The organism is Geopseudomonas sagittaria, assembly GCF_900115715.1.
Taxonomy (GTDB): Bacteria; Pseudomonadota; Gammaproteobacteria; order Pseudomonadales; family Pseudomonadaceae; genus Geopseudomonas; species Geopseudomonas sagittaria.
Genome location: NZ_FOXM01000008.1, coordinates 43392 through 68426, shown reverse-complemented (window position 1 = coordinate 68426; position 25035 = coordinate 43392). Strand labels below are relative to the sequence as shown.

Genomic DNA, 25035 nt, shown 5'->3' with positions numbered 1-25035 from the left:
GCCAGGTCGCCAAAGAAGCGCCGGCGATGTGCACTTCAGCTTGCCTGCGAGGGGAGAGGCAATCGATGCAACGCAAGAAACCCGACATGCTCTGGGTTCTGGTTTTCCTGTTCGGCCTGGGCGTGGTCACCACCAGCTATGCGCAGAGTCTGTGGCCGAAGCCGGGCGATATGCCGGCGGTCTACAGCAGTCAGCCCTGACCCCTATCCGCTCCGACCTGCGCCGGCGGCACTGATGGCTGCCGGCCGCGGCCGCCGGTTACCCCGTGCCTAACGACGCAGGTGCTGGCCGGCGCGGGCCTCTTCCAGTTCTTCCCGGCGACAGCCGGCATGCCAGCCACGGTCGGTCACCGTCGCGTGCAGCGGCACGTCCCAGCTCTCCAGCGGCAGGCGGTCGACCTGCTGGCAGGCGTGCGCCAGGCCGAGCAATACCGGCTTCTGCCAGTTGCGGTGGCGCAGTCGGTAGGCCAGGGCACGGTCGTAGAAGCCGCCGCCCATGCCCAGGCGGCCGCCGCCGTCATCGAAGCCCACCAGCGGCAGCAGCAACAGGTCGAGCGCCCAGGGCCGGCGCTGGCGGCTGGCCTGCGGACGCGGTTCAGCGATGCGGAAGCGGTTGCGCTGCAGGGACTCGCCGGCGTCGATGCGCTGGAACAGCATATGGGTGCGTGGCCAGCGGGCCAGCAGCGGCAGGTAGATCTGTTTGCCGCGGCGCTGCGCCTCGCGCTGCAGCAGCAGCGGATCGATCTCGCCATCGTTGGGCAGGTACAGGGCGACGTGCCGGGCGCGGCGGAACAGCGGGTGCTGGGCCAGTTGGCGGTACAGGCGCTGGGCCGCCTGGCGCTGCTCTGCCGGCGTGAGGGCACGCCGCTTGGCGCGCAGCAGGCGACGCAGGGCAGGGCGGGAATGGCTGTCGGCGTGGATCATCGCGGGCGTTCTCGGCTCGGGTCGTTGGCGACTGACGGGCGCGCGCAGTCGTCCGGTTGACGGGCGGGTACGCAGAGAGGAGGCGGCGCTGAAGCCGGAGGAAGGATGACTCCCCAAGGTGCCGCTGTCGGCTTAGCCCTTGAACCCGAAAGTTCAAGGTGGAGGTTGCAGGAAGCGTTAAGGCTTTCCGTCGAGCGGACATGCGCACCGGCTTCCAGCCGCAACCCCCGGGTTGTGTGAATCGGCTCAGGGACATCACCAACTGGCCAACACATCAGGGAGCTGTGGGTGAGTTTACCGCAAACTCCGCGCTTGTCATCCCTGCTGTTGCCCCGCCTCCTCGTGCAGCGCCCGGTCGACCTTTTCCAGCAGCTCGCGCACCTGCTCGTGGGTGTTGCCCGCGCTTGCGCTGCTGCCCTGGTGCTGCAGCAGCTCGTGGGCGATGTTCAGGGCGGCGAGCACGGCGATGCGGTCGGCGCCGATCACCTTGCCGCTGTTGCGGATCTCGCGCATCTTGCCGTCCAGATAGCGTGCGGCGCTTTCCAGGTTGCTGCGCTGCTGGGGCGGACAGTGGATGGGGTAGTCCTTGTCGAGAATCTTCACGGTGACGGTTTGCGGCTGGGTCATGAGTCCTGCTCCAGGGCTTTGAGGCGCGAAATCATCGATTCGACCGTGTGCCGGGCCAGTTCGTTCTGTTCGATGAGGCGCGCGCGTTCCTCGCGCCACTGCCGCTCGCTGCTGCGCAGCTGGTGGTTTTCCGTGCGCAGCCGCTCGGCCAGGCGGATCAGCTGATCGATCTTCGCCGTCAGGGCGTTGAGGTCGGCGTCTTCCATGGGCTCATGCTCGGGACGCTGAAGGGTTCAATGACTATACAACACAACCGCCATTTGCGCGGCCGGACCCGGCCGCGCCATGGTCTTGGGCGGCGCGCCGGTGCTAGCATGGGTCCCTCGAATCCAGACATTCCGCCAGCCGCCATGACCCTGCCTGCTTCTGCCTATTCCGCTTTTTCTGCCCTGCTGACCGCCGCCGGCCAGTCCATTTCGCCCGCCGAGCTGCATGGCCTGCTGCTCGGGCGCACCTGCGCCGGCGCCGGCTTCGATGCCGACCTGTGGCTGGCGTCCGCCGGCGAGCTGCTCGACACGCCGCCCGACGAGCGCCTGCGCCAGGCCCTGGTCGGCCTGCAGGGCATGGTCAAGAGCGAGCTGGAGGCCGGCGAGCTGTCGCTGGTCCTGCTGCTGCCGGCCGACGAGGCGCCGCTGGCCGAGCGGGCTGCGGCGCTGGGCCAGTGGTGCCAGGGCTTTCTCACCGGTTTCGGCCTGACCGCCCGTCAGGGCAAGCTGTCCGCCGAGGCCAACGAGGTGCTGCAGGACCTGGCGGCCATCGCGCGCATCGAGGAGTCGCTGGAGGACTCGGACGACGCCGAGACCGACTACATGGAGGTCATGGAGTACCTGCGGGTCGCGCCCCTGCTGCTGCTCAGCGAGTGCGGCGGACTGCCGGTGAAACCCGCGACCGACGCCAAACCTTCCCTGCACTGATCCGACCCCGAGAGGCGCGCCCATGACCCGTATTGCCCCGTCCGAGTATGCCCGTCGCCGCCATGCACTGATGCAGCAGATGGAGCCGGGCAGCATCGCCCTGCTGCCGGCGGCGCCCGTGCAGATCCGCAACCGCGACGTCGAGCAGGCCTATCGCCAGGACAGCGACTTCCAGTACCTGAGCGGCTTCCCCGAGCCGGAGGCGGTGCTGGCGCTGATCCCCGGGCGGGCAGAGGGCGAGTACGTGCTGTTCTGCCGCGAGCGCAATCCCGAGCGCGAGCTGTGGGAGGGCCTGCGCGCCGGCCAGGAGGGCGCGCTGCGCAGCTACGGCGCCGACCAGGCCTTCGCCATCGGCGCCATCGACGAGATCCTCCCCGGCCTGATCTCGGGCCTCTCGCGCGTCTACTACGCCATGGGCGTCAGCCCCGAGTTCGACCGCCAGCTGGTCGGCTGGATCAACGACGTGCGCAGCAAGGCACGCCATGGCGCCACGGTGCCCACCGAGTTCGTCGCCCTCGACCACCGCTTGCACGAGATGCGCCTGATCAAGTCGGCCGGCGAGGTCGCGGTGATGCGCGAGGCTGCGGACATCTCCGCGCGCGCCCATGTGCGTGCCATGCAGGCCTGTCGGGCCGGGCTGTACGAGTACCACCTGGAGGCCGAGCTGGACTACGAGTTCCGCAAGGGCGGCGCCAAGCTGCCGGCCTACGGCTCGATCGTCGCGGCCGGCCGCAATGCCTGCATCCTGCACTACCGCGAGAACGACGACGTGCTCAAGGACGGCGATCTGGTGCTGATCGACGCGGCCTGCGAGATCGACTGCTACGCCAGCGACATCACCCGCACCTTCCCGGTCAGCGGCACCTTCTCCGCCGAGCAGAAGGCCATCTACGAGCTGGTGCTCCGCGCCCAGGAAGCCGCCTTCGGCGAAATTGCCCCGGGCAAGCACTGGAACCAGGCCCACGAGGCCACGCTGCGGGTGATCACCGCCGGCCTGGTGGAGCTCGGCCTGCTGGCCGGCGAGGTCGACGAGCTGATCGAGGACGAGGCCTACAAGCCCTTCTACATGCACCGCGCCGGCCACTGGCTGGGCATGGACGTGCACGACGTCGGCGACTACAAGATCGGCGGCACCTGGCGCGAGCTGGAACCGGGCATGTGCATGACCGTCGAGCCGGGCATCTACATCGCCCCCGACAACCACGCGGTCGAGGCGCGCTGGCGCGGCATCGGTGTGCGCATCGAGGACGACGTGGTGGTGACCCCGGACGGCTGCGCGATTCTCACCGGCGGCGTGCCGAAGACGGTCGCCGAGATCGAGGCGCTGATGGCTGCCGCGCGCAGCCAGGCGGCCTGAGGTGATGAGCGCTAGCGGACATCCCGCCGGCAGCGGCCGCATCGCCATCGTCGGTGGCGGCCTGGTCGGCGCCAGCCTGGCCCTGGCCCTGCAGCAGGGCGGCGCCCTGGCGCGGGGCTGGCAGATCAGCCTGATCGAGCCCTATGCCCCCGGCGACGGCTTCCAGCCCAGCTACGACGCGCGCTGCTCGGCGCTGGCCTGGGGCACCCGGCTGATCTACGAGCGTCTCGGCCTGTGGCCGGCGATCGCCGAGCGCGCCGAGCCGATCACCCGCATCCAGGTCTCCGAGCGCGGCCGTTTCGGCGCCGCGCGCCTGGCGGCCGAGGAGGAAGGCGTGCCGGCGCTGGGCTACGTGGTGGAAAACGCCTGGCTCGGTCACTGCCTGTGGCAGGCGCTGCATGCCGACGGCATCGACTGGCGCTGCCCGGCACGGGTCGAGGCGGTGCGGGCGCAGGCCGGCGGCTACCGGCTGACCCTCGACGACGGCAGCCCGCTGGACTGCGAGCTGCTGGTGCTGGCCGACGGCGGCCGCTCCGACCTGCGCGAGCAGCTGGGCATCCGGCTGCGCCGCACGCCCTATGGGCAGACCGCGGTGATCGCCAACCTCACCCCGGCCGAGCCGCACGGCGGGGTGGCCTTCGAGCGCTTCACCGCGGACGGGCCGATGGCCCTGCTGCCGCTGGGCGACAACCGCTGCGCGCTGGTCTGGACCCGCCCGGATGCCGACGCCGCGCGCCTGCTGGCGCTCGACGAGCGCGCCTTCCTCGGCGAACTGCAGCAGACGTTCGGCTACCGCCTGGGCACGTTGCGCAAGGTCGGTGCGCGACACAGCTACCCGCTGGCCCTGCTCGAGGCCGAGGAGCAGGTGCGCAGCCACCTGGTGCTGGTCGGCAATGCCGCCCACGGCCTGCATCCGATTGCCGGCCAGGGCTACAACCTTTCCTTGCGCGACGTCATGGCGCTGGCCGAGACCCTGCTGCAGGATGGCGCGCAACTGGGCGACCTGAGCCTGCTGCAGGGCTACCTGGCGCGCCAGCGCCTCGACCAGACGCTGACCGTGGGCTTTTCCGACCGGGTCACCCGGCTGTTCTCCAACGACCGCCCGGCCCTGGCGCGGCTGCGCAACCTCGGCCTGCTCGGCCTGGAGCTGTGCCCGCCGGCCAAGCACTGGTTCGCCCGTCAGGCCATGGGCCTCGGCACCCGGCCCTGAGCCGGGGGTTCACTTTCCGATTCACCCGCCCGGCAGCAGGGCGCGAGGAGCAGCGAAGAAGATGCAAGCAGATCTGATCATCGTCGGCGCCGGCATGGTCGGCAGCGCGCTGGCCCTGGCCCTCAGGGACAGCGGCCTGCGCATCCTGCTGCTGGACGGCGGCACGCTGGAGCTGGCGCCGTTCGACGCTACCGCGCCCTTCGAGCCGCGGGTCAGTGCGCTGTCCGAGGCCAGCCGGCGCATCCTCCAGGCCCTCGGCGCCTGGGACGGCATCGCCGCGCGGCGGGCCACGCCCTACCGGGCGATGCAGGTGTGGGACGGTTCCGGCACCGGGCAGATCCACTTTTCCGCCGCCAGCGTGCATGCCGAGGTGCTCGGCCACATCGTCGAGAACCGTGTGGTGCAGGATGCCCTGCTCGAGCGCCTGCAGGGTTGCGGCATCGAACTGCTGGCCGCAGCGCGCCTGGAGCAGCTGCGCCGCTCCGGCGAGGGCTGGCTGCTGCAGCTGGCCGACGGCCGCCAGCTGCGCGCGCCGTTGCTGGTCGCCGCCGACGGCGCCCAGTCCGCGGTGCGTCGCCTGGCCGGCTGCGCCACCCGCGAGTGGGACTACCTGCACCACGCCATCGTCACCAGCGTGCGCTGCGAGAAAGAACACCAGTCCACCGCCTGGCAGCGCTTCACCGACGACGGCCCGCTGGCCTTCCTTCCGCTGCAGCGCGACGGCGACCGCCACTGGTGCTCGATCGTCTGGTCGTGCACGCCGGGCGAGGCCGAGCGGCTGATGGCGCTGGACAGCGCGGCGTTTGCCGGCGAGCTGGAGCGCGCCTTCGAGCGGCGCCTGGGCGCGGTGCTCGAGGTCGATCCGCGCCTGTGCATTCCGCTGCGCCAGCGCCACGCCAAGCGCTACGTCGAGGCGGGGCTGGCGCTGATCGGCGATGCCGCGCACAGCATCCACCCGCTGGCCGGGCAGGGCGTCAATCTCGGTTTCCTCGATGCGGCGACCCTCGCCGAGGTGCTGCTGCACGCCCGCGCGCGCGGCGAGCGGCTGGCCGAGGTGCGCGTGCTCGGCCGCTTCGAGCGCCGGCGCATGCCGCACAACCTGGCGATGATGGCGGCGATGGAGGGCTTCGAGCGCCTGTTCCAGGCCGACCCGCTGCCGCTGCGCTGGCTGCGCAATGCCGGCCTGCGCCTGATGAATGGCCACCACGAGGCCAAGGGCCTGTTCGTGCGCCAGGCGCTGGGCCTCTCCGGCGATCTGCCCGAGCTGGCCCGGGCGTGCGCCACTGACGCGGATCAAAAAAGACGCGCTTGAGTAATCTTAGCGGTTGAGAAGCTAAATGGGATTAACTATCATTTGCTCAACTCAACCCTGGTACGAGGCGTGTTCCATGCAGGCAAACAAGAAGATCCTGGCGGCCCTGGCGCTGACCACCCTGGCCGGTACCGTGCAGGCCGCCGATGAAGTCGTGGTCTATTCGGCGCGCATCGACGAGCTGATCAAGCCGGTATTCGACCAGTACACCGCCAAGACCGGGGTCAAGGTCAAGTTCATCACCGACAAGGAGGCGCCGCTGCTGGCGCGCCTGAAGGCCGAGGGCGAGAACACCCCGGCCGACCTGCTGATCACCGTGGACGCCGGCAACCTCTGGCAGGCCGAGCAGGAAGGCGTGCTCAAGCCGCTGCAGTCCAAGGTCATCGACGCCAACATCCCCAGCCAGTACCGCTCCAGCACCGGCGCCTGGACCGGCCTGTCGCTGCGCGCGCGGACCATCGTCTACTCCACCGAGCGGGTCAAGCCGGCCGAGCTGAGCACCTACGAGGCACTGGCCGACCAGAACTGGGACGGCCGCCTGTGCCTGCGCTCGAGCAAGAAGGTCTACAACCAGTCGCTGACCGCCACCCTGATCGAGACCCACGGCGCCGCGAAGGCCGAGCAGATCGTCAAGGGCTGGGTCGCCAACCTGGCCACCGATCCGTTCGCCGACGACACCGCGCTGATCCAGGCCATCGACGCCGGCCAGTGCGATGTCGGCATCGTCAACACCTACTACTACGGGCGTCTGCACCAGCAGCAGCCGGGCCTCAAGGCCAAGCTGTTCTGGCCGAACCAGGCCGACCGCGGCGTGCACGTCAACCTGGCTGGCGCCGGCGTGACCAAGCATGCGCCGCACGCCGAAGCCGCCCAGCAGCTGCTGGAGTGGATGACCAGCGCGGAAGCCCAGGGCGTGTTCGCCGGCGTCAACCAGGAATACCCGGCCAACCCGCAGGTCGCGCCTTCCAAGGAAGTGGCCGCCTGGGGCGAGTTCAAGGCCGACAGCATCCCGGTGGAAGTGGCCGGCAAGCGCCAGGCCGAGGCGATCCGCCTGATGGATCGTGCCGGCTGGAACTGATTCCCGTCCGCCTTTGGTTATACTCGACGCCCCGTCCGCCAGCCGGGGCGTTTTTGTTTTGGCCGCCGTTGTTTGAGCATGCTTTTTGCCGTTTGAGCATGCTTTTTGCAGTTAGGAGTCGGCCCCGTTCCTGTTCCGCCCGCCAAGGAGTCTGCGTGGCCCATTCCGCTCAACGCCGCTGGTATCCACTCGCTGCGGCGATTGCCGCCCTGGTCCTGCTGCCGCTCAGCGTCCTGTTGCTGAGCTGGGGCGAGGTGGATGGCGAGATCTGGCAGCACCTGTGGGACACCCAGATGCCGCGTCTGCTCGGCAATACCCTGAGCCTGGTGCTGGGCGTCGGCGTCGGCGTGACCCTGCTCGGCGTCAGCCTGGCCTGGCTCACCGCACTGTGCGAGTTCCCGGGGCGCAAGTGGCTGGACTGGGCGCTGATGCTGCCCTTCGCCATCCCCGCCTACGTGCTGGCCTTCGTCTTCGTCGGCCTGCTGGATTTTGCCGGACCGGTGCAGACGCTGCTGCGCGAGTGGTTCGGCAGCGGCCTGCGCCTGCCGCGGGTACGCTCCACCGGCGGGGTGATCGTGGTGCTGGTGCTGGTGTTCTATCCCTACGTGTATCTGCTGGCGCGCACCGCCTTCCTCGCCCAGGGCAAGGGCCTGATGGAGGCGGCGCGGGTGCTCGGCCTGTCGCCCTGGCAGGCGTTCTGGCGGGTGGCCCTGCCGGTGGCGCGCCCGGCCATCGGCGCCGGCCTGGCGCTGGCGCTGATGGAGACCCTGGCCGACTTCGGCGCGGTGTCGGTGTTCAACTTCGACACCTTCACCACCGCCATCTACAAGACCTGGTACGGCTTCTACAGCCTGTCCAGCGCCACCCAGCTGGCCAGCCTGCTGCTGCTGGCGGTGATGCTGCTGCTCTACGTCGAGCGTCGCGCCCGCGGCGCCAGCCGCCCCGGCAACGAGCGCGCGCGCAGCGCGGCGCTGTACCCGCTGCGCGGCGCCAGGGCGCTGGCCGCCAGCGCCTGGTGCAGCCTGGTGTTCCTGTGCGCCTTCGTCATCCCGATGCTGCAGTTGCTGGCCTGGTTCTGGCAGCGCGGGCGCTTCGATCTCGACGAGCGCTATCTTGGCCTGATCCTGCATACCCTGTATCTGGGCGGCCTGGCCGCGCTGATCACCGTGACGCTGGCCATGCTGCTGGCCTTCGCCCGCCGCCTGACCCCGACCCGGCGCATGCAGGCGCTGGTCGGTCTGGCCAACCTCGGCTACGCGCTGCCCGGCTCGGTGCTGGCGGTATCGATCATGCTGGCCTTCAGCTGGCTGGACCGCGAGCTGGTGATCCCCCTGTCCACGGCGCTGGGCGGCGCTGGCAAGCCGCTGCTGCTGGGCAGTCTGAGCGCGCTGCTGCTGGCCTACCTGGTGCGCTTCATGGCGGTGGCCCATGGTCCGCTGGAGAGCAGCCTGGGTCGCATCCGGCCGTCGCTGCCGGAGGCCTCGCGCAGCCTGGGGGTCGGCGGCGTGCGGCTGTTCCGCCGGGTCTACCTGCCGCTGCTGGTGCCCGGGACCCTCAGCGCGGCGCTGCTGGTGTTCGTCGACGTGCTCAAGGAGATGCCGGCGACCCTGCTGATGCGCCCGTTCGGCTGGGACACCCTGGCGGTGCGGGTATTCGAGATGACCAGCGAGGGCGAGTGGGCACGCGCGGCGCTGCCGGCGCTGACCCTGGTGCTGGTCGGCCTGCTGCCGGTGATCGGCCTGATCCGCCGCTCGGCGCGCCGCTACGGCTGAGCGGTGCGGGCACTGGACTGACCGGCCGCATGTCCGTTGGCGGATTTGCGGCTACAATGCCCGCCATTCGAGGCCCGGAAGAGGTTCCCATGGGACAGCGTACTCCTCTCTATGATCTGCACGTGGCGCTGGGCGCCAAGATGGTCGACTTCGGCGGCTGGGACATGCCGCTGCACTACGGCTCGCAAGTCGAGGAGCATCATCAGGTGCGCAGCGACTGCGGGGTCTTCGATGTCTCGCACATGACCGTGGTCGACGTCAGCGGCGTGCAGGCCGCAGAGTACCTGCGCCGGGTGCTGGCCAACGACGTGGCGCGTCTGGACGAGGTGGGCAAGGCGTTGTACAGCCTGATGCTCAACGTCGAGGGTGGGGTGATCGACGACCTGATCGTCTACCGCACCCCTGCCGGCTACCGCCTGGTGGTCAACGCGGCCACCCGCGCCAAGGACCTGGCGTGGCTGCAGGCGCAGGCCGAGGGCTTCGCCGTCGAGCTGCACGAGCGCAGCGACCTGGCCATGCTGGCCGTGCAGGGGCCGCACGCCCTGGAGCGCTGCGCCGCGCTGGTCACCCCGCCGCGCGCCGCGCTGATCCGCGCCCTCAAGCCGTTCCACGGCCTGGCCGAGGGCGACTGGTTCATCGCCCGCACCGGCTATACCGGCGAGGACGGCCTGGAGATCATGCTGCCGGCCGCCGAGGCGCCGGGCTTCCTCAACGACCTGGTCGGCGCCGGCATCGCCCCGGTGGGCCTCGGCGCGCGCGACACCCTGCGCCTGGAGGCCGGGCTCAACCTGTATGGCCAGGACATGAACGAGACGGTGACGCCGATGGCGGCCAACCTGGCCTGGACCATCGCCTGGCAGCCGGCCGAGCGCGACTTCATCGGCCGCAGTGCCCTCGAGGCGCAGCGTGCCGGCGGCGGCGCGGAGACCAAGCTGGTCGGCCTGGTGCTCGAGGAGCGCGGCGTGCTGCGCGCCCATCAGGTGGTGCGCGTCGCCGGCCTCGGCGAGGGCGAGATCACCAGCGGCAGCTTCTCGCCGACCCTCGGCAAGTCCATCGCCCTGGCGCGGGTGCCGGCCGGGACCGGCGAGCGCGCCGAGGTGGAGATCCGCGGCAAGTGGTACCCGGTGCGGGTGGTCAAGGCGAACTTCGTGCGCCACGGCAAGGCCCTGATCTGAGGCGGCAGGCAGGACGTAGCCGGCGCGGCTGCGTCCATGTACTGTTGACCGCACTTTTCCGCTGGCGTCGTTGTGGGCGCCGAACCGTACAAGGAATCCAACAATGAGCAAGACACCTGCCGAACTGCGTTACGCCGCCAGCCACGAATGGGCCCGTCTGGAAGAGGACGGCAGCGTCACCGTGGGCATCACCGACCATGCCCAGGAAGCCCTGGGCGACGTGGTCTACGTCGAACTGCCGGAAGTCGGCAAGGCGCTGGCTGCCGGCGAGCAGGCCGGCGTGGTCGAGTCGGTCAAGGCCGCCTCGGACATCTACGCCCCGGTTGCCGGCACGGTGATCGCGGTCAACGAGGCGCTGGCCGATGCGCCGGAAGCGGTCAACAGCGATCCCTACGCGGCCTGGTTCTACCGGCTGCAGCCGGCCAACGCCGCCGAGCTGGCGCAACTGCTCGACGCCGCCGCCTATCAGGCCAGCTGCGACGCCTGATCCTTCTGCCGCTGGTGGCCTGCGTCGCTGCCAGCGGCCGGCCCGCCAGCTCCGCGTTCACTGTCTGCCCGGCCGCAGGCGCGGCCGGACATCCGCTCCGGAGTCCGCGTCATGCCCCAGTCGTCCCGTCCCAGCGCCCTGCTGCAGCCCGAAGCCTTCCTCCCGCGTCACCTCGGTCCGGATGCCGCGGAACAGCGCGCCATGCTCGATGCCCTGGGCGTCGCCTCCCGCGCCGAACTGATCGAGCAGACCGTGCCGCCGGCCATCCGCCTGGACGGCCCGCTGGCCTTGCCGCCGGCGCTGGACGAGCAGGCCGCGCTGGCCCGCCTGCGTGGCTACGCCGAACAGAACGAGTGCTGGACCAGCCTGATCGGCATGGGCTACTACGCCAGCCACACCCCGCCGGTGATCCTGCGCAACGTGCTGGAGAATCCCGGCTGGTACACCGCCTACACGCCCTACCAGCCGGAGATCTCCCAGGGCCGCCTGGAGGCGCTGCTCAACTTCCAGCAGCTGACCTGCGACCTCACCGGCCTCGACCTGGCCAGCGCCTCGCTGCTCGACGAAGCCACCGCCGCCGCCGAGGCCATGGCCATGGCCCGGCGGGTGGCGAAGAGCGCCAGCAACCGCTTCTTCGTCGACGAGAACTGCCATCCGCAGACGATTTCCGTGCTGCAGACCCGCGCCAGCGGCTTCGGCTTCGAACTGGTGCTCGATGCGCCGGAGCACCTCGGCCGGCACCAGGTGTTCGGCGCGCTGCTGCAGTACCCCGACAGCCACGGCGAGATCCGCGACCTGCGCCCGCTGATCGAGCAGCTGCACGCCCAGCAGGCGCTGGCCTGCGTCGCCAGCGACCTGCTCGCCCTGGTGCTGCTGACCCCGCCGGGCGAGCTGGGCGCCGACGTGGTGCTCGGCAGCGCCCAGCGCTTCGGCGTGCCGCTGGGCTACGGCGGCCCGCACGCGGCGTTCTTCGCCACCCGCGATGCGTTCAAGCGCGCCATGCCCGGGCGCCTGATCGGCGTATCCAGGGATGCGCGCGGCAACGTTGCCCTGCGCATGGCCCTGCAGACCCGCGAGCAGCACATCCGCCGCGAAAAGGCCAACTCCAACATCTGCACGTCCCAGGCGCTGCTGGCCAACATGGCCGGCTTCTACGCCGTCTACCATGGTCCGGCGGGCCTCAGGCGCATCGCCGGGCGGGTGCAGCGGCTGACCGCGATCCTCGCCCACGTCCTCGAGCAGCGCGGTGTGCAGCGCCTCAACCGGCAGTTCTTCGACACCCTGACCCTCGAGGTCGGCGGCGCCCAGCAGGCGATCCTCGAGAGCGCCCATGCGGCGCGGATCAACCTGCGCATCCTCGGCCACGGCCGGGTCGGCCTCAGTCTCGACGAGACCTGCACGCTGGACACCGTGGCGCAGCTGGCGCAGATCCTGCTCGGCGCCGACCACGGCTTCGACCTCGCCGCGCTGGCCGACGATGCCGGGCTGGCCGGCGGCATTCCCGCCGCGCTGGCGCGCACCTCGGATTTCCTCAGCCATCCGGTGTTCAACAGCCACCACAGCGAAACCGAGATGCTGCGCTACCTGCGCCAGCTGGAGGGCAAGGATCTGGCGCTCAATCAGGCGATGATCCCGCTCGGCTCCTGCACCATGAAGCTCAACGCCGTCAGCGAGATGCTGCCGGTCAGCTGGCCGCAGTTCGCCAGCCTGCACCCCTTCGTGCCGCGCGAGCAGGCGCGCGGCTACCAGCTGATGATTGCCGAGCTGGAGCAGTGGCTGTGCGCCATCACCGGCTTCGATGCCATCAGCCTGCAGCCCAACTCCGGGGCCCAGGGCGAATACGCCGGCCTGCTGGCGATCCACCAGTACCACGCCAGCCGCGGCGAGGCCCGCCGCGACGTCTGCCTGATTCCGGCCTCGGCGCACGGCACCAATCCGGCCTCGGCGCAGATGGCCGGCATGCAGGTGGTGGTGGTCGACTGCGACAGCCACGGCAACGTCGACCTCGCCGACCTCAAGCTCAAGGCGGCCGCGGCCGGCGAGCGCCTGTCCTGCCTGATGATCACCTACCCGTCGACCCATGGCGTGTACGAGGAGGGCATCCGCAAGATCTGCGCGGCGGTGCATGGCCACGGCGGCCAGGTGTACATGGATGGCGCGAACATGAACGCGCAGGTCGGCCTGACCCGCCCGGCCGACATCGGCGCCGACGTGGCGCACCTCAACCTGCACAAGACCTTCTGCATCCCCCACGGCGGTGGCGGGCCGGGCATGGGACCGATCGGGGTGAAGGCGCACCTGGCGCCCTTCGTCGCCAACCACCCGGTGGTCGAGCTGGACGGGCCGCTGGCGCAGAACACCGCGGTCAGCGCCGCACCCTGGGGCAGCGCGAGCATCCTGCCGATCAGCTGGATGTACATCGCCATGCTGGGGCCGCAGCTGCGCGAGGCCACCGAGGTGGCGATCCTCAACGCCAACTACCTGGCCACGCGCCTCGCGGCGGCCTATCCGGTGCTCTACAGCGGCCGCAACGGCCGGGTGGCCCACGAGTGCATCCTCGACCTGCGCCCGCTCAAGGCGGCCAGCGGGGTCAGCGAGGAGGACGTCGCCAAGCGCCTGATGGACTACGGCTTCCATGCACCGACCATGTCCTTCCCGGTGCCCGGCACGCTGATGGTCGAGCCGACCGAGAGCGAGTCGAAGGCCGAGCTGGACCGCTTCGTCGACGCCATGCTGGGCATTCGCGCCGAGATCGCGCGCATCGAGGCCGGCGAGTGGCCGGCGGACAACAACCCGCTCAAGCATGCGCCGCATACCCTGGCCGACGTCACCGGCGAGTGGGCGCGCCCCTACAGCATCGCCGAGGCGCTGACCCCCAGCGCGCATACCCGGGCGTACAAGTACTGGCCGGCGGTCAACCGGGTCGACAACGTCTACGGCGACCGCCACCTGTTCTGCGCCTGCGTGCCGATGGACGCCTATCGCGAGTGAGCGGGGCATGAACGCCGAGGCCGCCTGCGGGCGGCCTCGGCGTCTGTGGCGGGGCGTCAGCGTGGGCTGCCGTCCTGGGCACTGGCGAGAATGGCGCCGGCCAGCTCCTCGTCGCTGGCGGCAAGCCCGGGATGGTCGCGGCGGATCTGCTGCAGGGCGGCCTCCAGGTAGGCGCCACGAATCGCACCGCCACTGGCGATGAAGCTCGACGCATCGTCCTGGGCGGCGATCACGATCTTCTCGTCCTTGAAGGTGGAGTACAGCGAGGCGGAGATGCCGGCGGAGGTGGCGATCTCCTCCCAGCCGACATGCACATTGTGTCCGCGGTGGCCGGCCATGGCGCTGGCAACGGGCAGAATGGCAAGGGTCGCGAACAGCAGGGCTCGGCGCATGATCAACTCCTGGACGAATGGGTAATGCCTGTCATTTCAGACCGGGCGTGTCGCACGGGAGTTCCCGCCGCGGATTCGGCGGGGGCGTCAGATAGCCTTGCGCGGCTGCGGCCTCGGGCTGGGCCTGGTGAGCAGTGGCCCCGGGGCATGCCGGTGCAAGTGCTCTCCGCGGGGGAGGAGGTCCAGAAACGACAAGGGGTCAGGCGAAAGTCGCCTAACCCCTTGATTCATATGGTGGGCCCAGCAGGACTTGAACCTGCGACCAAGCGATTATGAGTCGCCTGCTCTGACCAACTGAGCTATAGGCCCGCTAGCGAACCCCGGCTTGGCGGGGCTGTTCCATGCGGCGAGGCCGGCGGGCGTCCTCTGCATGCCTGCCGTGCGCGGAAGGGCGCGGCAGCAGGGCGCGGCGATTATAGCGGGGCCTGCGCACCAACGCCAACGGCTTGCCGGAGCTTGAGAAACTTGGCGGCGAACTCCTCGGCCGGCAGGGGTTTGCTCAGCACATAACCCTGGATCTGCTGGCAACCCTCGATGGCGAGGAAGCGCTCCTGCGACTTGGTCTCCACCCCCTCGGCAATCACCGTCAGCTGCATGCTGCGGCCGAGGGCGATGATGGCGCGGGTGATGGCGGCATCGTCGGGGTCGGCCGGCAGGCCGGCGATGAACGACTGGTCGATCTTCAGGATGTCGACGGGCAGGCGCTTGAGGTAGCTCAGCGAGGAATAGCCGGTGCCGAAGTCGTCGATCGCCAGCTGCAGGCCGAGCTCCTTGAGGGCCTGGAGGATCGGCAGGGCCTCTTCCTTCTGGCTCATCACGAAGGTCTCGGTGATTTCCAGCTGCAGGCAGCCGGGCTTCAGACCGGCGTTGGCGAGCAGCTCGCTGATCCGCCCGACCAGCTGCGGCTGGCGCAGCTGCGCGCCGGCCAGGTTGAGCGCCAGCGGACCGAACGGCGCATAGTCCTTCTGCCAGCTGCTCAGCTGCCGGCAGGCTTCCTGGAGAACCCAGTCGCCCAGTTCGAGGATGCTGCCGTTCTCCTCGGCGAGGGCGATGAAGCGCTCCGGCGGCACGTCGCCGTGCAGCGGATGCCGCCAGCGCAGCAGCGCCTCGGCACCGACCAGCTGGTCGGTGCTCAGGCACCGCTTGGGCTGGTAGTAGAGGTGCAGTTCGCCGCGCTCGGCGGCGCGGCGCAGGTCGTTTTCCAGGGCCATGCGCTCGGTGGCCTGGAAGCTCAGGTCGGCGGTGTAGAACTCGATGCGGTTGCGCCCGCGCGCCTTGGCCTTGTACATCGCGCTGTCGGCGTTCTTCACCAGGGTGGCGACATCCTCGCCATGCTCGGGGAACAGGCTGATGCCCATGCTCGAACTCATGAAGAACTCGTGGCCGCCGGCGTTGAACGGGGTGGCGAAGGCGCTCATCAGCTTGTTGGCGACCCGCTCGACGTCGCTGGTCTGCTGCAGGGTGGGCATCAGCACGATGAATTCGTCGCCGCCGAGGCGCGCCACCGTGTCGATCTCCCGCAACTGCTCGCGCAGGCGCTTGGCGATGCCCTGCAGCAGCAGGTCGCCGACCGGGTGGCCGAGGCTGTCGTTGATGTGCTTGAAGCGGTCGAGGTCGAGGAACAGCACGGCGAGGCGGCGCTGCTCGGCCTGCGCTTCGTCGAGCGCCTGCTGCAGGCGGTTCTCGAACAGCAGGCGGTTGGGCAGGCCGGTCAGCGGATCGTGGTGGGCCTGGTAGTCGAGGCGCGCCTGGGCGTGCTTGAGGCTGGTGATGTCGGCGAACACCGCGACGTGGTGGGAGATCCGGTTGCCGCCGTTGCGCACGGCGCTGATGGTCATCCAGGCCGGATAGGATTCGCCGTTCTTGCGCCGGTTCCAGATCTCGCCCTGCCAGTGGCCGTCGCGCTCGAGGCTGGCGACGATCCCCTCGTGGAACTCCTGACCATGCTGTCCGGAGGCGAGCAGCTGCGGCGTCTGGCCGAGGGCCTCGCTTTCGCTGTAGCCGGTGATGGCGCTGAAGGCGCGGTTGATGGCGACGATGCGCTGGTCGAGGTCGGTGATCATCACCCCTTCGGCGGTGCTCTCGAACACAGTGGCGGCCTGCAGCAGGCGCTCCTGCATCTGCATGCGCTCGCTGATGTCGTGGGCGATGATCAGCACGCAGTCCTCATCGTCGATCTGCAGTGGCTGGGCGCTGAGCTCGCACAGGCGCTGGCGGCCATCGCTGGTGCGTATCCAGGCGGGCATGTGCTGCACGCAGCCATCATGCTCGAGCGTGCGCATCAGGCGCTGGCGGTCGGCCTGGTCGACCCACAGCCCCAGCTCGAGGGCGGTGCGATTGACCGCCTCGCTCGGGCTGTAGCCGGTGATCTGGGTGAAGCCGGGGTTGGCCTCGAGCAGCAGGCCATCGCGCAGGCGGGTGATGCTCAGGGCGTCGGGCGAGGCGTGGAACACCTTGGCGAACTTTTCCTCGCTGCTGTGCAGTTGCTGGCGGGTCTGCTGCAGGTCGGCGAGGTCGCGCAGCACCACGATGGCCGCCGGCTGGCCGTCCAGCTCGATGCGTCGGGCCGAGAGCAGGCCGGTGAACGCCTCCTTGCCGTGGCGGAGCAGGCTGACCTCGATATTCTGCAGGTCGTGCGTCTGCAGCTGCTGGAGTACCTGCAGGCCCTGTTCGTGGCGGCACCAGAGGCCCAGCTCGCTGGTGGTACGTCCGCAGACGGCGTCGGCGCTCAGGCCGCTGGCCTGCTCGAAGGCCCGGTTGGCGGTGAGGATGCGCCCGCTGTCGCGTTCGAGCAGCAGCATGATGTCGGGACTGTGCTGGAACGCCGAGCTGAATTTCTGCTCGGACAGGCGCAGCGCCTGCTCGATCTGCTTGCTCTGAGCAATGTCGATGAACAGCCCCTGCAGCAGGCTGTCGTCGCCGTTCGGCAGGCGCTGGACGATGGCCAGCACCCAGACCGGGCGCCCGTCGGCGGCGATCAGCCGGTGTTCGAGCCGCGCCTGGGCGTCGCCGTCTCCCTGCAGAAGGGCGAGGGCGGCCGCAGCATCCGCCGGGTACAGGGTTCGGCTGTAGAAGTCCGCCTCCAGCCAGGCATCCACGGGATAGCCGAGCAGTGCGGCGGCCTGCGGCGAGACGTGGGTGAAGCGCAGGTCGCTCAGGCGCATTTCCCAGCTGATCAGGGGCAGCTGCGCCATCAGGCCGTGGTAGTGCTGCGCGGCGCTGCGCAGGCTCTGCTCGAGGGTGGCGAGGCGCTGCCGGCGACGCCGGCGCAGGCGCCAGACCCACAGCAGCAGGCCGGCGGCTGGCAGACCCAGCAGCAGGAGCGCGGGGTAGGGCGTTGGCGCCAGCCATTCGCTGGGGATCCATCCCGGCAGGGCGGCGTGGCTAAAGGCGGGAAGCAGTGCCAGGCAGAATCCTGGCAAAGCTGGCAGGCGCGACATGGCGATCCCTCGGTTGCGCGTTCATCGAGCAAGTGTAGAGGCTTGGCCTGAACGGCGCGCAAGAAAAAAACCCGGGCCTTGCGGCACCGGGGTTTCTGTCCCTGGGTCAGCCTTACTCGTCGAGGAACGAGCGCAGGTGTTCGCTGCGGGTCGGATGGCGCAGCTTGCGCAGCGCCTTGGCCTCGATCTGGCGGATCCGCTCGCGGGTCACGTCGAACTGCTTGCCGACTTCCTCGAGGGTGTGGTCGGTGTTCATGTCGATGCCGAAGCGCATGCGCAGCACCTTGGCTTCCCGGGCGGTGAGGCCGCCGAGGACTTCGCGGGTGGCTTCCTTGAGGCTTTCCACGGTCGCCACGTCGATCGGCGACTGCATGCTGGAGTCCTCGATGAAGTCGCCCAGGTGCGAGTCTTCGTCGTCGCCGATCGGGGTTTCCATGGAGATCGGCTCTTTGGCGATCTTCAAGACCTTGCGGATCTTGTCCTCGGGCATTTCCATGCGCTCGCCGAGCTCTTCCGGGGTCGGCTCGCGGCCCATCTCCTGGAGCATCTGCCGGGAGATGCGGTTGAGCTTGTTGATCGTCTCGATCATGTGCACCGGGATGCGGATGGTGCGCGCCTGGTCGGCGATCGAGCGGGTGATCGCCTGGCGGATCCACCAGGTGGCGTAGGTCGAGAACTTGTAGCCGCGGCGGTATTCGAACTTGTCCACCGCCTTCATCAGACCGATGTTGCCTTCCTGGATCAGGTCGAGGAACTGCAGGCCGCGGTTGGTGTACTTCTTGGCGATGGAGATCACCAGGCGCAGGTTGGCCTCGACCATTTCCTTCTTGGCGCGGCGGGCCTTGGCCTCGCCGATGGACATCTGGCGGTTGATGTCCTTGATCTCGGCGATGGTCAGGCCGACCTCGTTCTCGAGGTCGACGAGCACCTGCTGGTTGCGCTGGATGTCGGCCTCGAGGCGGGCGATGGCCTCGGCATACTTGGCCTTGCCGCCGGCGAGGGCGGTGGCCCAGGCCAGGTCGACCTCGTTGCCGGGGAACAGCTTGAGGAAGTCGGCGCGCGGCATGCGCGCATCGCGCACGCACAGCTGCATGATGGCGCGTTCCTGCTGGCGCACGCGCTCGAGGGCGCCGCGAACCATGCCCACCAGCACGTCGAACTGCTTGGGCACCAGCTTGATCGGCATGAACAGCTCGGCCAGGGCGACCAGCGCGGCACTTGCCTGGGTGCTGCCACGGCCGTACTTCTTCAGGGCCTTGTGGGCCACCGCCAGCTGCTCGGCCACCGCGGTGAAGCGACGCAGCGCCTCTTCCGGATCGGGACCGCCGTCGCCTTCCTCTTCGGCGCTGTCGGACTTGTCCTTGTCTTCGTCCTCGTCCTCGTCCTCGGCGACTTCCTTGACGGTCGGCGCCGGCGTCGGCACGGCTTCGCTCTCCGCCGGCAGGGTGCCGTCGTCGGGGTCGATGTAGCCGCTGAGGATGTCGGACAGGCGGCCACCCTCGGTGGTGACGCGCTGGTATTCGGCGAGGATGCTTTCCACCGATCCCGGGAACTGGGAGATGGCGCCCATCACCTCGCGGATGCCTTCCTCGATGCGCTTGGCGATCTCGATCTCGCCTTCGCGGGTCAGCAGCTCCACGGTACCCATTTCGCGCATGTACATGCGGACCGGGTCGGTGGTGCGGCCGATGTCGCTTTCCACCGCGGCGAGGGCGGCGGCGGCTTCCTCGGCGGCGGCTTCGTCGGTGTCACCTTCGGCGAGCAGCAGGGCATCCGCATCCGGAGCTGTCTCGAATACGTTGATCCCCATGTCGTTGATCATGCGGATGATGTCTTCCACCTGCTCCGGATCGGAAATGTCTTCCGGCAGGTGGTCGTTGACCTCGGCGTAAGTCAGGTAACCCTGCTCGCGGCCACGGGCGATCAACTCTTTGAGACGGGACTGCTGTTGCGCTTTTACGGACATGGTCACCCTATCCACTGAAGGTCTTGGCGGGCTGAAAATAAGCCGGGCATTATAATCGATCCGGGGTCTCAGGTACCAGCGGGACCCGGGAATGCGGGGATTTCGCTCCGGCTCAGGAGCGCACGCAGGCGGAGTTTTTCCTCCGCGCTGAGTTCGCTGTGCCGCGCTTTGCGCAGCAAGCCTTCGAGGCTGCGCTCACGCTGACGGTCTGCCAAGTTAGTTATAGTGTCGAAAAACTGTTGTTCAAGGTTGTCCTGACGGATCAGCCATTCCTTTTCCGCTAGACCACGCAGCAGGCGTCCTTGTTCCGTGCCGTGCCAGCGCGCGATCAGCTGCAGCGAGTTCTGCTGCGGGTGTTTCTGCAGCGATTCGAGCAGGGCCACCAGCAGCTGGGTGTAGGTGTCGTCTTCGGCGGCGAAGTGCCCGGCATCCTCGACCTTCTGCGCCAGTTGCGGATGGTGCAGCAGGGTGCGCAAGGCGCTCAGGGTCGGCGGCTCGACGCCGGCGCCGCTGCGCGGCGCGCGCACCGACGGCGGCTCGCGGCGCTGCCAGGGTTTGTCGCCCTTGCGGTTGTCGCCGTCCTGCCATTGTTTCTTGCCCTGCTGCTTGCGACCCTGACCGCCTGGCCAGTCGTCGCGCTCGCCCGGATAGGGCGGATGGCTCGGGCTGTAGTCGTGATGAGACGGCGCAAAGTCGGACGGCGGCACGTCATTGGTCGGCGCATTCGCCAGCCGGCCAAGGGCTTCGTTGCCGAGGCCGGTGATTTCGCCCAGGCGCTGGCGCATCAGGGCGCGCAGGTTGGCGCCGGGCAGCTGGTCGAGCAGCGGTGCGGCGAGGGTGGCCAGGTGGGCCTTGCCCTCAAGGGTGGCCGGGTCGGCTTCCTCCATCAGGTGGCGGAAGAAGTAGTCGGCCAGCGGCTGGGCCTGCTGGCTGATGCGCGCGCGGAAGGCGTCGGGGCCTTCCTTGCGCACCAGGCTGTCCGGATCCTCGCCCTCGGGAAGGAACAGGAAGCGCGCCCGGCGGCCGTCCTGCAGGCTCGGCAGGCAGGCCTCGAGGGCGCGCCAGGCGGCCTTGCGACCGGCCTGGTCGCCGTCGAAGCAGAACAGGATGTTCGGCACCAGGCGGAACAGGCGCTTGATGTGCTCCTCGCTGGTGGCGGTGCCGAGGGTGGCGACGGCATTGCGCAGACCCTGCTGGGCCAGGGCGATGACGTCCATGTAGCCTTCGACCACCATGATCTCGTCGAGGTCGCGGTTGTTCTTGCGCGCCTCGTACAGGCCGTAGAGTTCCTGGCCCTTGTGGAACACCGGGGTTTCCGGCGAGTTGAGGTACTTGGGCTTGTCGTCGCCGAGCACCCGGCCGCCGAAGGCGATCACCCGGCCGCGGCTGTCGCGGATGGGAAACATCACCCGGTCGCGGAAGCGGTCGTAGCGCCGGCCCTCGGCGTTCTCGATCAGCAGGCCGGCGTCGATCAGCGCCTTCTCCTGCAGGCTGTCGCCGCCCATGTGCTTCATCAGGTTGTCCCAGCCGGGCGGGGCGAAGCCGAGGCCGAAGTCGCGGGCGATTACCCCGGACAGGCCGCGGCCCTTGAGGTAGTCAACGGCCGCCTGGCGTGCCGGATGGCTCTTCAGGGCGTGGCGGTAGAAGTCGGCGGCGGCGCTGAGCAGCGGGTACAGCGGCGAGTCCACCGGCTGGCGCGGCTTCTGTCCGGGGCGACCGTCCTCGCGCGGCACCTCGAGGCCGGCGCGCTTGGCCAGTTCCTCGACCGCCTCGGGGAACTCCAGGTGGTCGTGGTCCATGACGAAGCCGAGGGCGTTGCCGCCGGCGCCGCAGCCGAAGCAGTAGTAGAACTGCTTGTCCGGACTGACGGTGAACGAGGGGGTCTTTTCCTGGTGGAACGGGCAGCAGGCGCTGTAGTTCTTGCCGGTCTTCTTCAGCTGCACGCGCGCGCCCACTACTTCGACGATGTCGGTGCGGTTGAGCAGGTCGTCGATGAAGCGTTGGGGGATCAGGCCGGCCATGGGCTGCTCGTGTGCATGCTGTTGAGCATGGCTGCCGCCCGCCTGAAAAGCCAGGCGGCCGCCGGGAATGCCGAAAACTCCGACCCTTGCGCGGACAAGGCGGAGTGGCGGGTGTTATGGCAGGTTACCGCGCAGGTTCGCGAATCAGGCGATCCCTGGCGGAGTCTGCAAAGCAAACACCCGGCCAGGGCCGGGTGCTCTACAAGACGCTGCTGCCTGAGGGTTAACTCAGTACAGGCGCTCGCGACGACGCTGTTCGCGCTGCACTTTCTTGGCGTGGCGCTTCACGGCAGCCGCGGCCTTGCGCTTGCGCTCGGCGGTGGGCTTTTCGTAAAACTCGCGGCTACGCACTTCGGCCAGTACACCGGCCTTTTCGCAGGAGCGCTTGAAACGACGCAGAGCTACGTCGAAGGGTTCGTTCTCTTTAACTTTGACGGCTGGCATCCAGGTCGTACCTTCACTGATTACCGATTATGAATGGTGCAATCCTGCAAAAGGCTTGGGCCGCACCGGTTTTCAAGGGTTGCGGATATTAACCCCTTGGCTGGTGGAATGCAAAGCTTCCTGAGGCAAAAGCCGCCGGCCGGTGGTCCGCGGCCGGCCGGCAAGCTTGGTATCGGCGGGCTGGCCCGCTTATCATGCGCGGTTTAGCGAACGATCACGGCAAGGTGGGGCAACTTCCCAATGCGAGTACTGGGCCTGGAAACTTCCTGCGACGAAACCGGCGTCGCCCTGTACGACAGCGAGCATGGCCTGCTGGCCGACGCCCTGTTCAGTCAGATCGACCTGCACCGGGTCTATGGCGGCGTGGTGCCCGAGCTGGCCTCGCGCGACCATGTCAAGCGCATGCTGCCGCTGATTCGCCAGGTGCTGGACGAATCCGCCTGCAGTTTCGCCGATATCGACGCGGTGGCCTATACCGCCGGACCGGGGCTGGTCGGCGCGCTGCTGGTCGGCGCCTCCTGCGCCCAGGCCCTGGCGCTGGCCTGGGGCGTGCCGGCGGTCGGCGTGCACCACATGGAAGGGCACCTGCTGGCGCCGATGCTCGAGGAGAGCCCGCCGGAGTTTCCGTTCGTCGCTCTGCTGGTGTCCGGCGGGCACACCCAGCTGGTGCGCGTCGATGGCATCGGCGAGTACCAGCTGCTCGGCGAGTCGCTGGACGACGCCGCGGGCGAGGCCTTCGACAAGACCGCCAAGCTGATCGGCCTCAGCTACCCGGGCGGTCCGGAAATCGCTCGTCTCGCCGAGCGCGGCACGCCGGGGCGCTTCGTCTTCCCGCGGCCGATGACCGACCGTCCGGGGCTGGAGTTCAGCTTCAGCGGCCTGAAGACCTTCGCCCTCAACACCTGGAAGCAGTGCGAGCGCGAGGGGGGCGATCTCGAGCAGGCGCGCTGCGATGTTGCGCTGGCCTTCCAGCAGGCGGTGGTGGAGACTCTGACCATCAAGTGCCGGCGGGCGCTCAAGCAGACCGGCCTCAAGCGCCTGGTGATCGCCGGCGGGGTGAGCGCCAACAGCGCCCTGCGCCAGTCTCTGGAGCAGATGCTCGGCGAACTCAGGGGCCAGGTGTTCTACGCCCGGCCGCGCTTCTGCACCGACAACGGCGCCATGATTGCCTACGCGGGCTGCCAGCGCCTGCTGGCCGGGCAGCACGACGGCCCGGCGATTGGCGTGCAGCCACGCTGGTCGATGGAGTCGCTGCCGGCGCTGCCGGTCGACCGCTAGTTCACGCCGCGCGGCAGGCTCAGAAGTGCCGTTCGCGGCCGCCGTAGAGGTCGCGCAGGTTGCTGCGGTGGCGCCAGACGATCAGCGCGGCGAGCAGGGTGACCGGCAGCAGCAGCGAGGGCTGTTGCCAGGCCAGCAGGGGCAGGGTCAGCGGGGTGGCGACCAGCGCTGCCAGCGAGCTGATGCGGGTCAGGGCGAAGGTCAGCAGCCAGGCGGCGAGCGCCAGCAGGGCGGCCGGCCAGTACAGGCCGAGCAGCAGGCCGGCGGCGGTGGCGACGCCCTTGCCGCCGCGGAAGTGGAAGTACAGCGGATAGAGGTGGCCGCAGACGGCCGCCAGGCCGATCCAGCCCTGCTGGACCGCGGGCAGCTCGAAGTGACGGGCCAGCAGCACCGGCAGCAGGCCCTTGAGCAGGTCGCCGGACAGGGTGAACAGGGCGGCCTTGCGGCCGGCCAAGCGCAGCATGTTGGTGGCGCCGGGGTTGCCCGATCCGGCCAGGCGCGGGTCGCCGGTGCCGAGCCAGCGGCCCAGCAGCACGGCGAACGACAGCGAGCCGAGCAGATAGGCAACGATTGCCAGCAGCCAGGGCATGATCGATTCCGGGGCGGTAAAGCCTCGATTCTAACCACGCGTCGCGCCCTTGTCGTGACGCGAAAGAGGATAGCGTGGACATAGTCTTCATCGACGGGCTGGAAGTCGACACCGTGATCGGGGTGTACGACTGGGAGCGCGGCATTCGCCAGTGCCTGACCCTGGACCTGCAGCTGGGCTGGGATATCCGTCCGGCCGCGGCCAGCGACGATCTGGGCGCCGCCCTCGACTACGCGGCGGTCAGCGCGCGGATCCAGGCCTTCGCCGCAGCCGGCGAGTACCAGCTGGTGGAAACCTTCGCCGAGCGCCTGGCCGCCCTGCTGATGGCCGAGTTCGGCATCCGCTGGCTGCGCCTGCGCCTGACCAAGCCCGGCGCGGTGCCGGCGGCGCGCGGCGGTGTTGGCGTGGAGATCGAGCGCGGATGTCGCTGAGCACGGTATTTCTCGGCCTGGGCAGCAATGTCCGCCGCCATGCGCATCTGAGCGCCGGACTGGAGGCGCTGGACGCGTTCCTCGTCGACCTGCGCTGTTCTCCGGTGTTCGAGAGCGAGCCGGTAGGCATCCGCAGCGGGCCCTTCTACAACCTCGCGGTGATGGCGCAGACCGACCTGCCACTGGCCGAGCTGGATCGTCGGCTCAAGGCCATCGAGGCGGACAACGGCCGCTACGCTCCCGACCGCAAGGGGTTGCCGCTGGATATCGACGTGCTGCTCTACGACGATCTGGTCGGCGACTTCGACGGCCTGCAGCTGCCGCGCGCGGAAATCCTGCGCAACGCCTTCGTGCTCTGGCCGCTGGCCCTGCTGGCGCCGGAGCTGCGCCATCCCGGCGAGGGGCGCAGCTTCGCCGCCCTGTGGCAGGCGGCGCACATCGAGCAGCGCCTGTGGCCGGTGTCGTTCGCCTGGCGTGGTGCCGAGCTGACCCCGGTGCAGTTGCGCGCTGCCTTCCCGCCTCCCCAACCCCAGGCTTCTTGAGGTCGCAGGCTGGAAACTCGCGCCAGCGATTTTCCAGCCTGCGTGCGGCACCGCTGGTGAAAAAGACCGGCGCTCGTTTGCCACCC

21 protein-coding genes, 1 tRNA gene, 1 other RNA gene and 1 pseudogene are annotated in these 25035 nt (G+C 69.2%); 13 read left to right on the top strand and 11 right to left on the bottom strand.

Features of this window, described 5'->3' with window-relative positions:
• Positions 1 to 65: 65 nt before the first annotated feature.
• Positions 66 to 200 (top strand): hypothetical protein, encoded by a 135-nt coding sequence (locus BM297_RS22290; RefSeq protein WP_281250246.1) that lies wholly within the window; start codon positions 66 to 68, stop codon positions 198 to 200.
• 69 nt (positions 201 to 269) lie between these two features.
• Here BM297_RS22290 and BM297_RS11390 read toward each other — a convergent pair whose 3' ends face one another.
• The 4 genes from BM297_RS11390 to BM297_RS11375 all read right to left on the bottom strand — a co-directional run bounded on the left by BM297_RS11390 (position 270) and on the right by BM297_RS11375 (position 1756).
• The gene (locus BM297_RS11390; RefSeq protein WP_092431539.1) at positions 270 to 923 is read right to left on the bottom strand and encodes a 5-formyltetrahydrofolate cyclo-ligase; all 654 of its coding nucleotides are present in this window, start codon (positions 921 to 923) and stop codon (positions 270 to 272) included.
• A 106-nt stretch (positions 924 to 1029) separates the two neighbouring features.
• Positions 1030 to 1207, bottom strand: a non-coding RNA gene (gene ssrS, locus BM297_RS11385) — 6S RNA.
• Between the two features lie 31 nt (positions 1208 to 1238).
• Positions 1239 to 1550: a cell division protein ZapA gene (locus BM297_RS11380; RefSeq protein ID WP_092431536.1), complete on the bottom strand. Its 312-nt coding sequence runs from the start codon at positions 1548 to 1550 to the stop codon at positions 1239 to 1241.
• Positions 1547 to 1756 carry a TIGR02449 family protein gene (locus tag BM297_RS11375; RefSeq protein ID WP_092431533.1) on the bottom strand — a complete coding sequence of 70 codons (210 nt, stop codon included), beginning with the start codon at positions 1754 to 1756 and terminating at the stop codon, positions 1547 to 1549. The genes BM297_RS11380 and BM297_RS11375 overlap by 4 nt, the downstream gene beginning before the upstream one ends.
• A 144-nt stretch (positions 1757 to 1900) precedes the next feature.
• Between BM297_RS11375 and BM297_RS11370 the strand changes: the two genes are divergently transcribed.
• The 9 genes from BM297_RS11370 to gcvP all read left to right on the top strand — a co-directional run bounded on the left by BM297_RS11370 (position 1901) and on the right by gcvP (position 13846).
• On the top strand, positions 1901 to 2464 hold the full coding sequence (locus tag BM297_RS11370; RefSeq protein ID WP_092431531.1) for a UPF0149 family protein: 564 nt from the start codon (positions 1901 to 1903) through the stop codon (positions 2462 to 2464).
• Between the two features lie 22 nt (positions 2465 to 2486).
• A complete protein-coding gene (gene pepP / locus BM297_RS11365) occupies positions 2487 to 3821 on the top strand; it encodes a Xaa-Pro aminopeptidase (RefSeq protein WP_092431528.1) in 1335 nt (444 codons plus the stop codon).
• Between the two features lie 4 nt (positions 3822 to 3825).
• Positions 3826 to 5031, top strand: coding sequence for a 2-octaprenyl-6-methoxyphenyl hydroxylase (gene ubiH, locus BM297_RS11360; protein WP_092431808.1), 1206 nt, complete (start codon positions 3826 to 3828; stop codon positions 5029 to 5031).
• A 61-nt stretch (positions 5032 to 5092) separates the two neighbouring features.
• Positions 5093 to 6343: a 2-octaprenyl-3-methyl-6-methoxy-1,4-benzoquinol hydroxylase gene (locus BM297_RS11355; RefSeq protein WP_092431526.1), complete on the top strand. Its 1251-nt coding sequence runs from the start codon at positions 5093 to 5095 to the stop codon at positions 6341 to 6343.
• 76 nt (positions 6344 to 6419) lie between these two features.
• On the top strand, positions 6420 to 7421 hold the full coding sequence (locus BM297_RS11350) for an extracellular solute-binding protein (RefSeq protein WP_092431523.1): 1002 nt from the start codon (positions 6420 to 6422) through the stop codon (positions 7419 to 7421).
• A 155-nt stretch (positions 7422 to 7576) separates the two neighbouring features.
• On the top strand, positions 7577 to 9193 hold the full coding sequence (locus BM297_RS11345) for an ABC transporter permease (protein WP_092431520.1): 1617 nt from the start codon (positions 7577 to 7579) through the stop codon (positions 9191 to 9193).
• 89 nt (positions 9194 to 9282) lie between these two features.
• The gene (gene gcvT / locus BM297_RS11340) at positions 9283 to 10368 is read left to right on the top strand and encodes a glycine cleavage system aminomethyltransferase GcvT (protein ID WP_092431517.1); all 1086 of its coding nucleotides are present in this window, start codon (positions 9283 to 9285) and stop codon (positions 10366 to 10368) included.
• Positions 10369 to 10471: 103 nt separating this feature from the next.
• Entirely contained in the window at positions 10472 to 10855 is a 384-nt protein-coding gene (gene gcvH, locus BM297_RS11335) for a glycine cleavage system protein GcvH (RefSeq protein ID WP_092431514.1), read from the top strand.
• A 111-nt stretch (positions 10856 to 10966) separates the two neighbouring features.
• Entirely contained in the window at positions 10967 to 13846 is a 2880-nt protein-coding gene (gcvP, locus tag BM297_RS11330; protein ID WP_092431510.1) for an aminomethyl-transferring glycine dehydrogenase, read from the top strand.
• Between the two features lie 56 nt (positions 13847 to 13902).
• Here the strand turns inward: gcvP and BM297_RS11325 are convergent, their stop codons facing one another.
• The 6 genes and pseudogenes from BM297_RS11325 to rpsU all read right to left on the bottom strand — a co-directional run bounded on the left by BM297_RS11325 (position 13903) and on the right by rpsU (position 22109).
• On the bottom strand, positions 13903 to 14238 hold the full coding sequence (locus BM297_RS11325) for a DUF2388 domain-containing protein (RefSeq protein ID WP_092431508.1): 336 nt from the start codon (positions 14236 to 14238) through the stop codon (positions 13903 to 13905).
• Between the two features lie 232 nt (positions 14239 to 14470).
• A tRNA-Ile gene (locus BM297_RS11320) sits at positions 14471 to 14547 on the bottom strand.
• A gap of 104 nt (positions 14548 to 14651) precedes the next feature.
• Positions 14652 to 17561 (bottom strand): annotated as a pseudogene (locus BM297_RS11315) (EAL domain-containing protein); the annotation flags it as partial.
• A gap of 229 nt (positions 17562 to 17790) precedes the next feature.
• Positions 17791 to 19644 carry an RNA polymerase sigma factor RpoD gene (gene rpoD / locus BM297_RS11310; RefSeq protein WP_092431502.1) on the bottom strand — a complete coding sequence of 618 codons (1854 nt, stop codon included), beginning with the start codon at positions 19642 to 19644 and terminating at the stop codon, positions 17791 to 17793.
• A 68-nt stretch (positions 19645 to 19712) separates the two neighbouring features.
• On the bottom strand, positions 19713 to 21665 hold the full coding sequence (dnaG, locus tag BM297_RS11305; protein WP_092431500.1) for a DNA primase: 1953 nt from the start codon (positions 21663 to 21665) through the stop codon (positions 19713 to 19715).
• Positions 21666 to 21893: 228 nt separating this feature from the next.
• Positions 21894 to 22109: a 30S ribosomal protein S21 gene (rpsU, locus tag BM297_RS11300; RefSeq protein WP_003085057.1), complete on the bottom strand. Its 216-nt coding sequence runs from the start codon at positions 22107 to 22109 to the stop codon at positions 21894 to 21896.
• Positions 22110 to 22349: 240 nt separating this feature from the next.
• Between rpsU and tsaD the strand changes: the two genes are divergently transcribed.
• The gene (tsaD, locus tag BM297_RS11295; RefSeq protein WP_092431497.1) at positions 22350 to 23387 is read left to right on the top strand and encodes a tRNA (adenosine(37)-N6)-threonylcarbamoyltransferase complex transferase subunit TsaD; all 1038 of its coding nucleotides are present in this window, start codon (positions 22350 to 22352) and stop codon (positions 23385 to 23387) included.
• 19 nt (positions 23388 to 23406) lie between these two features.
• Here the strand turns inward: tsaD and plsY are convergent, their stop codons facing one another.
• Positions 23407 to 23976 (bottom strand): glycerol-3-phosphate 1-O-acyltransferase PlsY, encoded by a 570-nt coding sequence (gene plsY / locus BM297_RS11290; protein WP_092431495.1) that lies wholly within the window; start codon positions 23974 to 23976, stop codon positions 23407 to 23409.
• Between the two features lie 74 nt (positions 23977 to 24050).
• Between plsY and folB the strand changes: the two genes are divergently transcribed.
• Both folB and folK read left to right on the top strand, forming a co-directional pair.
• Positions 24051 to 24407 carry a dihydroneopterin aldolase gene (gene folB / locus BM297_RS11285; RefSeq protein ID WP_092431492.1) on the top strand — a complete coding sequence of 119 codons (357 nt, stop codon included), beginning with the start codon at positions 24051 to 24053 and terminating at the stop codon, positions 24405 to 24407.
• Positions 24398 to 24949, top strand: coding sequence for a 2-amino-4-hydroxy-6-hydroxymethyldihydropteridine diphosphokinase (gene folK / locus BM297_RS11280; RefSeq protein ID WP_092431489.1), 552 nt, complete (start codon positions 24398 to 24400; stop codon positions 24947 to 24949). Before folB ends, folK begins: the two co-directional genes overlap by 10 nt.
• Positions 24950 to 25035: the final 86 nt, after the last annotated feature.

What these genes read in the sequence shown, in the direction of transcription:
- BM297_RS22290 (WP_281250246.1), top strand. Translation starts at nt 66, where the DNA reads ATGCAACGCAAGAAACCCGACATGCTCTGGGTTCTGGTTTTCCTGTTC.
- BM297_RS11390 (WP_092431539.1), bottom strand. Translation starts at nt 923, where the DNA reads ATGATCCACGCCGACAGCCATTCCCGCCCTGCCCTGCGTCGCCTGCTG.
- BM297_RS11380 (WP_092431536.1), bottom strand. Translation starts at nt 1,550, where the DNA reads ATGACCCAGCCGCAAACCGTCACCGTGAAGATTCTCGACAAGGACTAC.
- BM297_RS11375 (WP_092431533.1), bottom strand. Translation starts at nt 1,756, where the DNA reads ATGGAAGACGCCGACCTCAACGCCCTGACGGCGAAGATCGATCAGCTG.
- BM297_RS11370 (WP_092431531.1), top strand. Translation starts at nt 1,901, where the DNA reads ATGACCCTGCCTGCTTCTGCCTATTCCGCTTTTTCTGCCCTGCTGACC.
- pepP (WP_092431528.1), top strand. Translation starts at nt 2,487, where the DNA reads ATGACCCGTATTGCCCCGTCCGAGTATGCCCGTCGCCGCCATGCACTG.
- ubiH (WP_092431808.1), top strand. Translation starts at nt 3,826, where the DNA reads ATGAGCGCTAGCGGACATCCCGCCGGCAGCGGCCGCATCGCCATCGTC.
- BM297_RS11355 (WP_092431526.1), top strand. Translation starts at nt 5,093, where the DNA reads ATGCAAGCAGATCTGATCATCGTCGGCGCCGGCATGGTCGGCAGCGCG.
- BM297_RS11350 (WP_092431523.1), top strand. Translation starts at nt 6,420, where the DNA reads ATGCAGGCAAACAAGAAGATCCTGGCGGCCCTGGCGCTGACCACCCTG.
- gcvT (WP_092431517.1), top strand. Translation starts at nt 9,283, where the DNA reads ATGGGACAGCGTACTCCTCTCTATGATCTGCACGTGGCGCTGGGCGCC.
- gcvH (WP_092431514.1), top strand. Translation starts at nt 10,472, where the DNA reads ATGAGCAAGACACCTGCCGAACTGCGTTACGCCGCCAGCCACGAATGG.
- gcvP (WP_092431510.1), top strand. Translation starts at nt 10,967, where the DNA reads ATGCCCCAGTCGTCCCGTCCCAGCGCCCTGCTGCAGCCCGAAGCCTTC.
- BM297_RS11325 (WP_092431508.1), bottom strand. Translation starts at nt 14,238, where the DNA reads ATGCGCCGAGCCCTGCTGTTCGCGACCCTTGCCATTCTGCCCGTTGCC.
- rpoD (WP_092431502.1), bottom strand. Translation starts at nt 19,644, where the DNA reads ATGTCCGTAAAAGCGCAACAGCAGTCCCGTCTCAAAGAGTTGATCGCC.
- dnaG (WP_092431500.1), bottom strand. Translation starts at nt 21,665, where the DNA reads ATGGCCGGCCTGATCCCCCAACGCTTCATCGACGACCTGCTCAACCGC.
- rpsU (WP_003085057.1), bottom strand. Translation starts at nt 22,109, where the DNA reads ATGCCAGCCGTCAAAGTTAAAGAGAACGAACCCTTCGACGTAGCTCTG.
- tsaD (WP_092431497.1), top strand. Translation starts at nt 22,350, where the DNA reads ATGCGAGTACTGGGCCTGGAAACTTCCTGCGACGAAACCGGCGTCGCC.
- plsY (WP_092431495.1), bottom strand. Translation starts at nt 23,976, where the DNA reads ATGCCCTGGCTGCTGGCAATCGTTGCCTATCTGCTCGGCTCGCTGTCG.
- folK (WP_092431489.1), top strand. Translation starts at nt 24,398, where the DNA reads ATGTCGCTGAGCACGGTATTTCTCGGCCTGGGCAGCAATGTCCGCCGC.